This is a genomic window from Cyanobacteria bacterium GSL.Bin1, from assembly GCA_009909085.1.
Classification (GTDB): Bacteria; Cyanobacteriota; Cyanobacteriia; order Cyanobacteriales; family Rubidibacteraceae; genus Halothece.
Genome location: JAAANX010000036.1, coordinates 1 through 14,200, shown reverse-complemented (window position 1 = coordinate 14,200; position 14,200 = coordinate 1). Strand labels below are relative to the sequence as shown.

General features: G+C 44.0%; 12 protein-coding genes and 1 pseudogene. 11 read left to right on the top strand and 2 right to left on the bottom strand.

Annotated features, from left to right (window positions below):
* The first annotated feature begins 3 nt into the window (after positions 1-3).
* From GVY04_02995 to GVY04_02965, 7 genes and pseudogenes are all read left to right on the top strand, one after another.
* The gene (locus GVY04_02995) at positions 4-423 is read left to right on the top strand and encodes an EamA family transporter (GenBank protein NBD15129.1); all 420 of its coding nucleotides are present in this window, start codon (positions 4-6) and stop codon (positions 421-423) included.
* A gap of 639 nt (positions 424-1,062) precedes the next feature.
* Positions 1,063-1,670, top strand: a pseudogene (locus tag GVY04_02990) (hypothetical protein).
* A gap of 190 nt (positions 1,671-1,860) precedes the next feature.
* Positions 1,861-3,123: a glycosyltransferase gene (locus GVY04_02985; protein NBD15128.1), complete on the top strand. Its 1,263-nt coding sequence runs from the start codon at positions 1,861-1,863 to the stop codon at positions 3,121-3,123.
* Between the two features lie 87 nt (positions 3,124-3,210).
* Positions 3,211-5,625: a polysaccharide biosynthesis tyrosine autokinase gene (locus GVY04_02980; protein ID NBD15127.1), complete on the top strand. Its 2,415-nt coding sequence runs from the start codon at positions 3,211-3,213 to the stop codon at positions 5,623-5,625.
* Between the two features lie 152 nt (positions 5,626-5,777).
* On the top strand, positions 5,778-7,337 hold the full coding sequence (locus GVY04_02975; GenBank protein NBD15126.1) for a sugar ABC transporter substrate-binding protein: 1,560 nt from the start codon (positions 5,778-5,780) through the stop codon (positions 7,335-7,337).
* A gap of 199 nt (positions 7,338-7,536) precedes the next feature.
* Positions 7,537-8,700, top strand: a complete 1,164-nt coding sequence (locus GVY04_02970; GenBank protein ID NBD15125.1) for a DUF3747 domain-containing protein — start codon at positions 7,537-7,539, stop codon at positions 8,698-8,700.
* 97 nt (positions 8,701-8,797) lie between these two features.
* Positions 8,798-10,342, top strand: coding sequence for an FAD-dependent oxidoreductase (locus GVY04_02965; GenBank protein NBD15124.1), 1,545 nt, complete (start codon positions 8,798-8,800; stop codon positions 10,340-10,342).
* Here GVY04_02965 and GVY04_02960 read toward each other — a convergent pair.
* On the bottom strand, positions 10,313-10,855 hold the full coding sequence (locus tag GVY04_02960; protein NBD15123.1) for an NADPH-dependent oxidoreductase: 543 nt from the start codon (positions 10,853-10,855) through the stop codon (positions 10,313-10,315). The genes GVY04_02965 and GVY04_02960 overlap by 30 nt on opposite strands.
* Positions 10,856-11,041: 186 nt before the next feature.
* Here GVY04_02960 and pgsA point away from each other — a divergent pair, with 186 nt between their 5' ends.
* From pgsA to GVY04_02945, 3 genes are all read left to right on the top strand, one after another.
* A complete protein-coding gene (pgsA, locus tag GVY04_02955) occupies positions 11,042-11,602 on the top strand; it encodes a CDP-diacylglycerol--glycerol-3-phosphate 3-phosphatidyltransferase (protein ID NBD15122.1) in 561 nt (186 codons plus the stop codon).
* A gap of 63 nt (positions 11,603-11,665) precedes the next feature.
* Positions 11,666-12,313, top strand: a complete 648-nt coding sequence (plsY, locus tag GVY04_02950) for a glycerol-3-phosphate 1-O-acyltransferase PlsY (GenBank protein NBD15121.1) — start codon at positions 11,666-11,668, stop codon at positions 12,311-12,313.
* A 6-nt stretch (positions 12,314-12,319) separates the two neighbouring features.
* Positions 12,320-12,736 (top strand): DUF393 domain-containing protein, encoded by a 417-nt coding sequence (locus GVY04_02945; GenBank protein NBD15120.1) that lies wholly within the window; start codon positions 12,320-12,322, stop codon positions 12,734-12,736.
* 111 nt (positions 12,737-12,847) lie between these two features.
* On the opposite strand, the gene tnpA is transcribed toward GVY04_02945, so the two are convergent.
* On the bottom strand, positions 12,848-13,267 hold the full coding sequence (tnpA, locus tag GVY04_02940) for an IS200/IS605 family transposase (protein ID NBD15119.1): 420 nt from the start codon (positions 13,265-13,267) through the stop codon (positions 12,848-12,850).
* Between the two features lie 53 nt (positions 13,268-13,320).
* Here tnpA and GVY04_02935 point away from each other — a divergent pair.
* The coding region (locus GVY04_02935) for a transposase (GenBank protein ID NBD15118.1) at positions 13,321-14,200 on the top strand (880 nt) is incomplete at its 3' end.

The window sequence follows — 14,200 nt, the reverse complement described above, 5'->3', positions numbered from 1 at the left end:
ATTATGTCTTGGTTAACTTTAAGTTTAATTTGTTTATTTTTTTATGGGGTGTGGGGATTTCTCTCAAAGTTCTTGAGTTCAGAATTGAATGCACCGAGTTTACTCATTTATTCTTTAATGGGATCTGCTCTTGGTATTCCCCTCTATATTTTGACTTATCGTAATTCTTTTTCATTTCAGTGGCAAAACGGATGGACTTATCTGGGGATTTCAGTCGGTATTTTTGCCAGTATTGGCACACTTTTATTCTTTAGCGCAATTGGTCAAGGGGAAGCTTCAAAAGTCGTAGTGATAACCAGTTTATACCCTATTGTGACAACAATTTTAGCGTTTTTATTCCTCAATGAAACCATTAGTTTTAGTAAGATTATTGGAATTTTGTTATGTTTAGCTGGAATTGTAATCCTGTCTTATACGAAATAGAGGAACTTAAACGAATTTTAAACTAGAAAATAGTCAAAACTCGCTTTTTAAGAGACAAATACATCCCAATTTTTTTGAAGCTACTTGACCAAAAGATCAGTAGGGCTTGCTAAAAAAAAAGCGCGATCGCGCTTTAACCGAATCAGACTTTGATTTGAATCTTCACGTTGTAGAAACATCGGTTGCACCGAGAGGGGTTATCCTTTCAGTCGTCTAAAGCCCTGCTCAATTAAATACTCTTGTTGATCGACCGTTACCGCCTGAAACAGAGATCAAGTCGGTTTTTAGTGTTTAGTCACATAGATCCACCAACCAAGACTCTTCATCTGTTGCTCAATCGCCGTTTGAATTTTATGGTTGATTCAGTACGATCTTGGTATTGACTTAAAAATCAATTACAACCTTAAAACTGTAATCTTACGTAAAATAAGCTTAATTTGAGTGAAATAGATATTCAATAATCAAGAAAATTACGGAATAAAAAACTCAAGTAATTTAACTGATTTTTGCTATCTTATATTGGAATTCAATAATAATTAATGTAAAATCTTACGTGCAAGAAAAGGGAGCATCTCAGTTTTTTGCAAAGACGTTAAAAATCGGGCAGGATAAATAATAGACGAGTTGACTTACCAAACAATGACTCCAGAAAAACAGCAAGCTCTTCAAGAACAGATACAGGCAATCGCCAACACCCTATATGAAGATACATCACCAGCAAAAAGTGATTAATATTGTAGTGATTAAAGAAGCATTGAGGAATCAAATACAGAAGTGTATCATGCCAGAAGTAGGTTTTTTTATGGAAAGGGTTACAGACACAAGTAGAGGGTATCAACAACGAATGAAAAGTATTTTGGGAGAATTGCCAATAACAAGCCAACAAGCGCAGCAATTGGAAGTTCCTACTAACAGTCAACTGAGTCCGTATTTAAAAATTTGCTGTTTACGGGTGAGTGCTAATATTAACGATGAAAATGATGTTGCCAAAGCTTGATTTTCTGATTAGAAACGTAAACCAGCACAAAACTTTTGCCGTTATCTTGCATCAGCATCGTGATCGCATTATCAACTACGAGGACCATCAAGCTGAACAGATTTGCTCAATTGGATCTGGTGCGGTTGAGTCTGCTGTTAAACAAGTGGACCGTCGCACTAAAATCTCCGGAGCACAAAGGAAGTGTGAAAACGTACCCCAAGTCCTTGTTCATCGCTGTGCCTACCTCAATGGGTTATTATCTGTTTGAGCTATCCTCAAACAGTGAAATGCTCCCCAAGAAAATACTTAAATGGTTTAATCATAATTTAAAAAATAAATAGTATCACGTAGTTTTTTTGGGCAAAAGAAAGCTGTTTTTTAGAGTTTAATAGATTACAAACTAATCAAATTCATTTGATTAAAATAAAGCTGAATAGTTTATAGCGATCTAGAAAAGAATGACTAAATTATCAATTATCACTCAATTCTATCCACCCGATCACGCTGCTACCGGACAATTAATTGAAGAGTTAGCTCAACAGCTAACTTTCCAAGATATAACAGTCAAAATTATTACTGGTCAACCGGCTTATGGTAATGGAAAACAACCAATTGCTCCTCGTAGAGAAAAGCAGAAATTTCTTACGATCCGGCGATCCCTAACTTCCCGAATTTTTCCAAAGTGGCTTCGCGGACGTATTATGAATGGCTTACTATTCTGTTTCTATTCTGCCTTAAGACTGCTGAAACCTGATTACCGTGGAGAAACATTACTTTTAACAACAGAACCACCCTATCTTTTATTAATCGGTTACTTCGCAAAACTTATTTTTAATCTTCCGTATGTTTGCTTACTTTACGATCTTTATCCTGATATTGCTATTCAGCTCAATGTCCTGTCCGAAAAACACTGGCTAGCTCAATTCTGGAATTGGCTTAACTTAAAAATCTGGGACCAAGCCAAAGCAATTATTGTCCTGAGTCCAACCATGAAACAGCGTATTATTTCTAAAAATCCTGATCTTGCTCATAAAATTACTGTTATTCATAGTTGGTGCGACCCCGAGTACATAATCCCAAAACCAAAAACTGAAAATCCTTTTGCGATTGAACATAACTTAGTTAAACCATTCACGATTCTCTACTCTGGAAATATGGGACGTTGTCATGATATGGAAACGATTATGGCAACAGCCTGGGAGTTAAGGAAAGATCCGGTTCAATTTGTATTTATTGGCGGTGGTGTCAAGTACGACAATTGTTATGCTCGAATGATTCAAGAATGGGGTTTAAAAAATTGTCTATTTTTACCGTTTCAGCCGAAAACAAATTTGCCCAATTCTCTAACTGCTTGCGACCTTTCTTTGGTGACAATCAGTGAAGGAATGGAAGGTTTAGTGGCTCCAAGCAAGCTTTATGGGATGTTGAGCGCAGGTCGAGCAATAGCTGCCATTTGTGAAGAGCAGTCTTACCTTAAGCAATTAATTAAAGAAGCAGGTTGCGGCCAAAGTTTTGTCAATGGAGATAGTCAAGGATTAGCTGAATATATTCGCTTTTTAGCTGCACATCCTAAAACAGCAGAAACAATGGGTCAAGCGGGTCGTCGTTATCTAAAAAAATATTTTACTCCCCAAGTTATTGCTCAGCAGTATGCAGAAGTCTTACTCGATTTACCGACTAATAATTGCTTAGAGCAAGTAAAAACTCAACAGCTTAGTTAAACTTGCTCCAAACTGATTGATGGGAAAGCAAAATCAAATCCAAACAATTTTTCTACTCTAACTTTATTGACTCCAGGACAAAGTAATATGGCATCTTCAGACCAATCGTATCCCCTGGCAAATGCGCCTTCTTCTACAGCAAGCTCCTTGAGTGCTACCACCTCTCCTCCAGAGATATTGAACCCGACAGATGAAGATTCCTTCAATTATCGACAGATAGTAGCAATCATTAGGCGTCGGGTTTGGTTAATTTTGATTGTTTCAGTGACTGTGACGGGAGCAATATGGACAAAGACCTTAACCCAACCCCCTCGATATCGCAGTAGTTTCCAACTCTTAGTCGAACCCATTGCTGGCGACGAAACGTATCAGCAATTAAGTGAACAGCTTGGGGAAAGCAATGAATCCATTCGAGCATCTTTATCATCGCAAAGCTCAGGGCTGGATTATCCGACACAAATCCAAGTCTTAAAAAGTTCTCAGACAATGCAACCGATATATAGACAATTAAAAGAGGACTATCCAACACTCACTTACGAAGGTTTAATTAGAAACTTAACGATACAACGCTTGGGAGAAACAAAAATTATAGAAGTGAGTTACGAATCTGGAGATCCTGAAATGGCAAGTGCTGTGACTGGATTCATTGCTGAAGAATATATTGGCTACTCTCAAGAGCAGCAGAGATCAGGGGAGCAGAGAGTTTTACAGTTGATTGAAGAACAACTGCCAGAATTGCAGGAAAAAGTGGATTCTATTCAAATTGAAATTCAACAATTTCGGAACCAGAACAATATTATTGACCCCGTTGAGCGAGGCACTCTCTTATCAGAAAAAATGAGTAATTTGGAAGAGCGCCAACAAGACACAGAAGTGGCGATTTCAGAAAATATCTCTTTACGAGAAAGTTTACTACAGCAGCTGGGATTAGGGTTAGATGAGGCAATGACAACAGTGGCGCTCAGTGAAGCCCCGCGCTACCAAGAACTTCTCAACCAATTAAAAGAAATTGAAACCCAAATCGCGATCGAGCTTGGGCGTTTTAGAGAAGATAGCCCCCAGATCCAAACCCTACAGCAACAAAAACAAAGACTTTTAGAATTACTACGCCAAGAAGCTTTGGCCATATTAGGTCAAGAGGAAGTCAGTGAAAAAATTAACTCGCAAGTAAGTGCCCCAAACCCGGTTCGACTGTCTTTAACTCAAGATTTAATTACCGCTACTAATCAACTTCGTGTCTTAAGAGTCCGTGAAGCGGCACTGGAAGAAGCAGAAGTAGAAGTGCGGAATAATTTGAATAACTTGGCTAACCTGGCTAAAGAATATGAAAGTATGGTGCAGAGGTTAGAGATTGCCAAAACTAACATGGAACGCCTGATTAGTCGCCGAGAGCAGTTGCAAATTCAGGCTGTAGGAAAAACGCTACCTTGGTCAACCTTAGAACCACCAAACCTCCCCACTGAACCCATAGCCGGTAAAGGTCGCGGTCTGATTTTAGGGGCAATTGCCGGCCTGTTAGCGGGTGCTGGGGCGGCGTATTTAGCGGAGAAAATCGATAATAAATTCCATAGTGTGGAGGAAGTGAAAGAGAAAACCGGTCTCCCTATTTTAGCGGTGATTCCCTTTGTCAAAGCACTACAAAAACAGGAAGGAGAGCAAGACAATGGTCTTAGCTCTGTTGATGATAACTCAGAGACGGAAGCAGAGACGAAACCGAGATTAAATTCTGTAGAAGGAAAAGAGCAAAAACCCCTGATTACAGGAACGGTATTCTTTGCCTTTACAGAAGCCTTTAAAACCCTACATACCAATCTTTCCTTTCTCAAGCCGGATCACCCGGTCAAATCCTTGATTGTTAGTTCTTGTGTTCCTGGAGAAGGGAAATCCACAGTCGCCTTAAATTTAGCCCGAGCAGCAGCAGCAGTGGGCAAGCGTGTGTTGTTAGTCGATGCCGATATGCGTCGCCCCCGACTGCATCAAACCTTTGAAATTCCCAATCAATATGGGTTATCTAATGTGATTTCCGCTGGCTTAAGTCTGGAAGAGACCATGCAAGAATCCCCGATTGATGATAATCTCTATCTTCTCACTTCTGGACCGACCCCTCCGGATACAAATTGTCTGCTTGCTTCCGAGAGAATGCAAGAACTTGCTCAAAATTGGGAAAATTCATTTGATTTAGTAATTTATGATACTCCTCCTTTAGGTGGAATTGCCGATGCGAAATTACTCGCCCCCCTAACCAGTGGTTTAATTATGGTCGTTGGATTAGGTGTTATTGATCGCAGTCTTTTTAGAGACGTTATGGACACCCTACGTTTGTCAAGAACAAACGTCTTAGGACTCGTACCGAATGCATGTCAACAGAGAAGTATGGGAGAATACTATTATTACTATTCCTATTATCACAATTATTATGCTGGGTCGGCTTCTTCTCAACGCTCTCTCGCTGCCACTAACAGGAATGGTAATTCTTCCTCTGAGAAACAAGAAACGACGTAGAATAGTCTACTTAGAAAGTCAATTGTCAAATCTACGCAAATTACTGGAAACTGATGGAAAAAGATTTAAGGGCTACCACGCAACCTAATCCAGCTTTCAGGCAACAAGAAAATCACTCTGATTGCCGCTATAAGATTCATGATCGATGGTTAATGGTTGCTTTCAGTACATTAATCCCTATTGGGGGATATTTATGGTCAGGAATATCTGCCCAAGCACAGCTTCCTTCAAAATTGCAACCACCCACTCAAGAAGCGGAGTCTGCTCCCGTTCAACCCAATGGTGCTTCTCTCGTTCCCGGAGCGGAGTCTACTCCCGTTCAATCCAATGGTACTTCTCTCGTTCCCGGAGCGGAGTCTGCTCCCGTTCAACCCAATGGCACTTCTCCCGTTGCTCAAGAAGCTGAAACTCCCGTTCGTTATGAAGAAACGCCTTATACTTTAGGATCAGGAGATGTCGTTAATATTAATATTTTTAATGTTCCTGAATATAGTGGAGACTATCGCATTACGGTTGACGGAGCAATTAGTTTGCCCGTTGTTGGTACGATTAATGTCGAGGGCTTGACGATTCCTCAAGCGAATAACTTGATTATACAACGCTATTCCAGAATTCTACAGCGTCCGATTGTTTCTGTGGCGTTAGTACAGCCCCGTCCCGTCCGCATCGCGATCGCGGGAGAAGTCAACCAGCCCGGCTCTTATACTTTAAGGACTGCTGGCGATAACAACGTTCAAGGGTTTCCGCCCATTACCACGGCACTTGAAGAAGCAGGCGGGATTACTCGTGCGGCTAATGTGCGACAAGTCAAGCTACATCGCTTTTTTGGCGGAGAAGAGTATGTGCTCAATGTTAATCTCTGGAAACTTGTTCAAGACGGAGAACTTGTTCAAGATGTCACGCTACGCGATGGCGATCGAATTGTGGTACCCACACTTTCTGAAAATAAGCCTCAGGAAACGCGAGCGCTTGCTCAAAGCTCGATCGCGCCCGGAGACCAAGTTGTGGAAGTCGCTGTCGTCGGGGAAGTCAATCGCCCCGGGACCTATGATGTATCAAGCCAAGTCACACAAGACATCTTGGGAAATCCACCAACCATAACGCAAGCTATTGAAGCAGCCGGTGGCATTACCAACCTCTCTGATATTCGCAATGTTGAAGTGGAACGGATCACTCGTCAGGGGACTAAACGCCTTTCTGCTAATTTATGGACATTACTCCAAAATGGAGATATCAGTCAAGATCTTCTATTGCAGCCCGGAGATACAGTAGTGGTTCCCCGTGCTCAAGACATCAATCCCACAGAAGTCCAAGATTTAGCCTCTTCCAGTTTCTCTCCCGAAACCATTCGAGTCAGCGTGATTGGAGAAGCAGAAAGCACAGGAACCTTAGAATTGCCCCCGAATACTCCCCTTAATCAAGCCATTTTGGCAGCAGGCGGCTTTAACAACCGTGCCGATAAAGGAGAGGTTGAACTGGTTCGTTTGAACCCCAACGGTACTGTCACGAAAAGGGAAATTGAAATTGATCTTGATCAAGGAACCGGCAGTCTCGATGCAGAGACGAATCCTGCCCTCAGGAATAATGATGTCATTGTCGTAGAACGGTCAACTGTGGCTTCAATTTCCGATACAGTGGGCCTATTTCTTGAACCCGTATCTCGGATTTTCCAAGGGATTCGCTTCTTTGAAATTTTCTTTGATAATGATTAATCATCACTCAGAGTAAAACTAAAGCCCAATTGCCACTTGTTCCGCAGAAAATCATTGTTATGGACAAAGACATAGCAATGATTTTCTCAAAACTAAGGAACAATCAGTACCTTCCTCAAATCATCAAGCAGGTTAAGAGGAAGACACAGTTAATTTCACTGAATGAATTTCCTCAATTTATCCGAATTAGCACACACCTATGCGTTGGACACAATTTACAGCTTTAACAACAGTAACCGCTCTGATAACACTATTGAGCGTTCAAGGCAGTAATGCGCAAAATTTTGGTGCCAAAGAAGTGCCACAAGAGGATTATGTTGCCGTTGCTGAGCCTTTTGGCGAAGGTAACTATAACCTCTTGATCTTGGAACAAAAATCTGACCAACGAGCGTGTTGGCGTGAGAGTGGTTCAAATCCAGTTGTGATTGATCCGCTCTTGCGAGAGTTTGATTTTACAGGGATTTGTGGGCGCGCGACAGATAGCAATGGTTATTCCATCCGCGTTGACGGACAAGATTATGGTTTAGATTATCTCCTACGAATTGTTGAGCGAGATAATGAACTCCTTTTAGTGGGAACCCCTCGTAACAATCAGGGTGAAGAAATTATTGTCGGACGAACCAATGGAATGGCTGATGGCTACTTGAAGATTCAATTGGGCTCGGAATGGGATTTTGCCAAACGCACTTATGAGGAGAAAACGCTCGGTCACGTTTATTTAGCCAAGACCACGGGGATGGAGTTGCCCTTTGGGGATATTGCTAATGATACGTATCGTAATGAAATTGCCACTGCTGTTAATATTGGTTTTGTTTCTGGTTTCAAAGAAGATAATACTTTCCGCCCCGAAGCAGAACTAACCCGGGAGCAACTGGTTTCCATTGCCATTGAAGCCTTAAGAGCAATTCCGGAATTGAATCTAATGCTTCCAGAGCAAGTAAATGCTTCTCCTTATCCTGATGTGGATGGCGAGCGTTGGAGTGCAGCAAAAATCCAATGGGCGAAAGAAAACGATATTGTCACTGGGTATCCTGATGGAACCTTTCGTCCCACGCAACCGGTGACTCGCGCTGAATTGATTGCAGTAGAGAATAAAGTAGCAAAATATGCTCGTAACCAATTGGGCGAAGTGGGAGAACTGCCAAATACACAGAATGCACTGGATTTCAGCGATATTAGTAATCATTGGTCTGCCAATTTAGTCACTGAAATGTCTGCCTATTGTGGCGTTGCCTCTCCTTTAAATGAGACGGGAACGAATTTTGCGCCCGATCAACCGGCACAGAGGAACTATGCTGCTGCGGCAACTGTAAGAATGTTGGATTGTGTGAAAGGGACAGATACTTTAACTCTGGAGAACTAAATTACACCTCCTGCTTCTGAAAAGGGGATTAATTTCCCCTTTTTTTATCGGGTTTGGCACCATTGAGAAGAAACGGGTTCAAACAGGAAAAACAGGAATGGCAGAGGTAGATGTAATTGTAATTGGCAGTGGAATGGGTGGCTTGAGTGCAGCCGCTTTGCTGGCTCGTTATGGCTTTCAGGTCACGGTTTGTGAAAGTCATACCATCCCTGGTGGGGCAGCTCACAGCTTTGAACGTCAGGGATATTATTTTGATTCAGGTCCTTCTCTCTATTCGGGTTTATCAACTCCTTCTCCCAATCCGCTGCGTCAAGTGCTCGATGCCATTGATGAGAAAGTACCCTGTGTGCAATACGATACTTGGGGGTGTTGGCTACCGGAAGGCAACTTTAATACTGCCGTTGGGGCAGACCAATTCTGTGATGTCTTAAAGGAGTTGCGGGGTGAGCAAGCAGTGAGGGAGTGGCGAAACTTGCAAACCCTAATGGCACCTTTAGCCAGTGCTGCGGTTGCCCTCCCGCCAACCGCAGTGCGAGCGGATTGGGGGATTGTGCGGACGCTACTGCCTTTTGTGCCGAAGTTGATGCAACAAGGCGGTCAAACTTTGCAATTAATGGGCGCATTTGAACGGTTGCGCGATCGCGCCATTAGTGACCCCTTCTTAAAAAACTGGCTGGATTTACTCTGTTATCTCCTGTCGGGCTTACCGGCAAATGGCACCAGTGCCGCAGAAATGGCGTTTATGTTTGCCGATTGGTATCGCCCGAATGTTCAGTTGGATTATCCTTTGGGTGGAAGTGATGCTTTAGTACAAGCGTTGGTGCGAGGCTTAGAAAAATACGGCGGGACGTTGCGTTTAGGGACAACTGTCGAAGCAATTTTACTCTCTGGCAAGCGGGCTGTGGGCGTTCGCCTCAAAAGTGGGGAAGAACTGCGAGCAACCAAGGCAGTTATTTCTAATGCTTCGATTTGGGATACCTTGAAACTGCTGCCCTCAGAAAAAATTCCCCAAACGTTTCGTCAAGAAAAGCAATCGTTGCCGCAATGCCCCAGCTTTATGCACTTGCACTTAGGAATAGATGGCACGGATTTACCCGAGGATTTGCCCTGTCATCATATTGTGGTTAACGATTGGGAAAAAGGAGTAACAGCAGAGCAAAACGTGGTTTTGGTCTCAATCCCTTCCCTACTCGATCCTAATTTGGCACCGGCGGGCAAGCACGTCATTCATGCTTATACCCCGGCAAGTGAACCCTACTCGCTATGGGAAGGGTTAGATCGGCGCAGTGACACTTACCAAAAACTGAAGGAAGAACGCTCGCAAGTGTTGTGGGATGCCATTGCCCGAGCCATTCCTGAGGTGCGCGATCGCGCTGAGGTCACTTTAATCGGAACCCCCCTCACCCATGAACGCTTTCTAAGACGGCATCGCGGCACTTATGGACCAGCCATTAATGCCGAAAATGGTCTTTTTCCCGGTGCCAACACCCCGTGGGATGGCTTACTGTGCTGTGGCGATTCTACATTTCCAGGGATTGGCTTACCCGCCGTTGCCGCCAGTGGCGCGATCACAGCGAATACGGTGGCTTCGGTTGACCAGCACCTGCAATTCCTAAGAGACATTGGCGGTTTGCCCGTTTAAGGCAGTGGTGACTTCCACAAGACGATCTACTAACTCAGCTAAGCGAGTTTTAATCGTTTCATCCACTAATCTGCCTTCTAAAAACGCATCCCCTGTGGCATAAACAAAACGGGGAATAATCAAGCAACGAAAGTCTAACATCAAACTATTGGCAAAGGGGATTACTGACATATAACTCCCCTGTCCACCGGCAGCGCAAAGAAAGCCCACGGTTTTCTCTTGCCAAGACTTACCGGTCAATTCCAAAAAGTTTTTAATCGCAGCATTGACATCGTAGTTGTAAATCGGCGTTGCAACTAAAATACCTTCGGCTTCTGCAACCGCTTGACTGAGGGGAGGAAGAACCGGATCGCCATAAGCCCTACTGCCATCACACATAGGGAGACGAATTTCTCTAAGGTCAAGCCACTGGGCTTCTTTCCCACGGGCTTGTAAGAGTTGTTGCGCTTGTTCGGCTAAGACTTGGCTGTGGCTATCTGGGTTCAGACTTGCGCCAATAATTAAATAACTCATCTGCTGCTTGCGGGTTTAAGTTTATACGATTCTACCGTGGTTCTCTCTCTCGTTTTGAATTGCGAAGAGGAGCACCATCGCGATCGCGTTTTCTTTTAAAATTTAAACAGGGAACTCATTTTCTCTACATCAATCTTGGGAGATGCCATTTGCCTATCGGGAGGCTGAGATGGTAGGTTTTCATTCATGCTTAATCTTCCCACACAAATCACGGTATCTCGTCTTTTGGGGATTCCGTTTATTTTTTATTTTCTTGCTCAGCCCACTGCTACTTCCCACTGGCTGGGCTTAGGCGTTTTTTTACTGGTCGCAGCAACCGATTGGCTCGATGGTTATTTAGCGCGTCAATTAGACCAAGTTACCGATTTAGGAAAATTTTTAGATCCATTAGTGGATAAGCTCTTGATTTTTGCGCCACTTTTGATATTAGTTGAGTGGGGGACAATTCCGAGTTGGGGCGTGTTCTTGATTTTAGGACGGGAACTCGCGATCGCGGGATGGCGAGTGAATCCCAATCTTGCCGGTCAAGATATCCCCGGTGCCAACCGCCTCGGAAAAGTAAAAACCGTTTGCCAAATCATCGCGATCGCGGCATTAATTGCTCCGATTACTGATACCAATTGGCTCACTTTTGCTCAGGTCTTATTTTGGCTGGCTGTCTTCCTCACACTAATTTCTGGCTTGACTTATCTGGTCATTCCTCTTTTGTCTCGTCCTCAAAAAGAAGGCGAGACGGGGATTTATTAGTGTTTTTTTAGATTTAATTTCCGTGTTGATCGCTAAAAATAAAAAATTATAGGTTGCAATCAAATGATGTCAAATTTAGTTTTCATTAATGTTGTCTTGCTCCTAACCGCGTACTTGTTAGGGTCAATTCCCACTGGCTTTTTAGCGGGTTCCTGGCTGCAAAAGATTGATATTCGCGAGTATGGTTCCGGTTCGACAGGGGCAACGAATGTCTTAAGGGTTTTAGGTACAAAAGCAGCGGTTGCGGTGTTATTGGTTGATTTACTTAAAGGCGCCATCGCCGTGGGAATTGTTAAGATTAGTGTAGCGCAGGTCCCCGCCCTGTCTCTCTCAGAAAACTCAATCGCTTGGCTGATTATTTTCGCTGCGTTAGCGGCAGTGTTCGGTCATAGCAAGTCGGTGTGGTTGAACTTTACCGGGGGCAAATCAGTCGCAACGAGTTTAGGAACCTTATTGATGATGACACCGGGTGTCGCTTTAGCAGGGGTTGCTGCCTTTGGCGTGACTTTAGCTGCCTCCCGCATGGTCTCCTTAAGTTCCTTAGTCAGCGCGATCGCGATTAATATCTTGATGATTAGCTTTGGCGAACCGCTTCCTTACATGATCTTTGCCGTTTGTGCCGCCCTCTATGTTTTTTGGCGACACCGTGGCAATGTGGAGCGGATTCTGGCGGGAACCGAACCAAAAATTGGACAAAAAGTCTCCCATTAACTCAAAATGAAGTACCACGTCATTTACGACGGCAATTGCAATCTTTGTGTTTCCTTGGTGCAACAACTAGAAAAGTTGGATCAAGGAGCGCAATTTGATTATCTTCCGATGCAAGACGAAGCTACCCTGAAGCGCTTCCACATCACTGCAAAAGATTGTGAATTGGGGATGATTTTGATCGATGCCCAAAACCCAGACCAACGTTGGCAAGGCAGTGAAGCGGCAGAAGAAATTGCTCGTCAAATTCCCTTTACTGAAGGATTAGTTGCCCTCTACCGACAAATCCCCGGCTTAAAAGCTTTCGGCGATCGCGCCTACGATCAAATTCGTGATCATCGTTATCAATGGTTTGGTAAACGAGAGCAAACCTATCATTCCCCCTATCCCATTGGCTGTCGTCGAGAAAAAAAGAGTAATGCTTAGCAATTGATCGGTAAAATGATTCAAACCAAATTGCGCTTTTCTAGCTTTGAACGAAAATAGCGACGCATTCCCCCACCTGCCCCGAGGTGGGGGTTAAGGAGCGGCAGGGTGTCAATCGTCATAGCCCTGATGTTCAATGTACTGTTTCAGGATCGATAAGGGAGCACCACCGCAAGAGATGGCGCTAAATCCACGTTTCCAGAAAACAGGCTTCCAGTAATACGGTTTTAGCTGGTGGGCGTAACGCCTGCGAATCTCTCGACTGGTAACGGTTTTGAGGGTATTACACAGTTGGGACACTGACACCTTTGGCGCCAGGTCAATCAATAGATGAATGTGGTCTTTTGCGCCTAAATCTGCTTTTGCATCCTCTAAAATGCAGTCGTTTTTCGCGCAGATGCTTTCAGCCAAAGCCTTAATGTCAGCCTCTATTTCGTCAGTTATGACGGGATGCCGGTACTTCGTGACAAAGACAAGATGCACCTTCAGGAGCGCGACACTATGAGAAAACGACCTGAGTTTGTTTGCCATTTACCAAGACTTTGAGCCAAGACCTTTTACTGTCACTATGGTAGTATAGGAGCATGAAAGTCAAAAAGCCTTCCCAAATCATCCGTACTGACAAATGGACATTAAACCCGAGTGCTGAACAGCGCCATCTGTTTGGTGAAACGGTAAATGTCTATCGTCGGGTGTGCAGATATTTGGTCGGCATTATCTTGACGCACTGGCTAGAGTTAGGGATTCTGTCACCTGACGAGCAGATCCCCGCCGTAGAGCGGTTGATGCATTCGACGGCGAAGCGACCCATTGTCAAGTACCCGCAGCTCAATCGAGTCTTTCACAAATTCCCCAGTTACTATCGCAGATCTGCAATCAGTTTTGCGATCGGGCAGGTTAGTAGTTACATGACACGGTATCGAGATTGGCAAAGTGGTCTCTCCCGTAAACGGCGGGATGCCAAGCCGCCTACGCTCAATACCGATGCGGGCTGCTATCCTGCACTCTATCAAGGCCAGTGCTACAAGTGGCAGGGCTATGATACGGTTGAGCTCAAGGTGTTTACTGGGTCTGACTGGATCTGGACAACGGTTCAGATTAGTGGACTTCGGGAACGCCATCAAGTACCCGGCAATAAGATGTTGTCGCCATCCCTCATCTTCAACAGCAAAGCCTGTCATCTTTCGGTTCCTTTTCACTGTGTTCCTCCGAAGCCGAAGCCAGATGAGAATGTTGTTGCCGTTGACCTGGGGATCAATACCACAGCAACGGTGACAGTCGTGACCTTCGACGGTACTGTAATCCATCGTGAATTCATTCACCCGGGAAGAGACATAGACCGTCGAGACAAACGTCTCAAGTCCGTTTCTAGGCGGGCATCTCAAACGATGGGCAAAGGTGGAAGGTTGCACAAAGGTTTTTGTGCCAATACCTATCGCAAGTGCCAGAACATCAACACCCAGA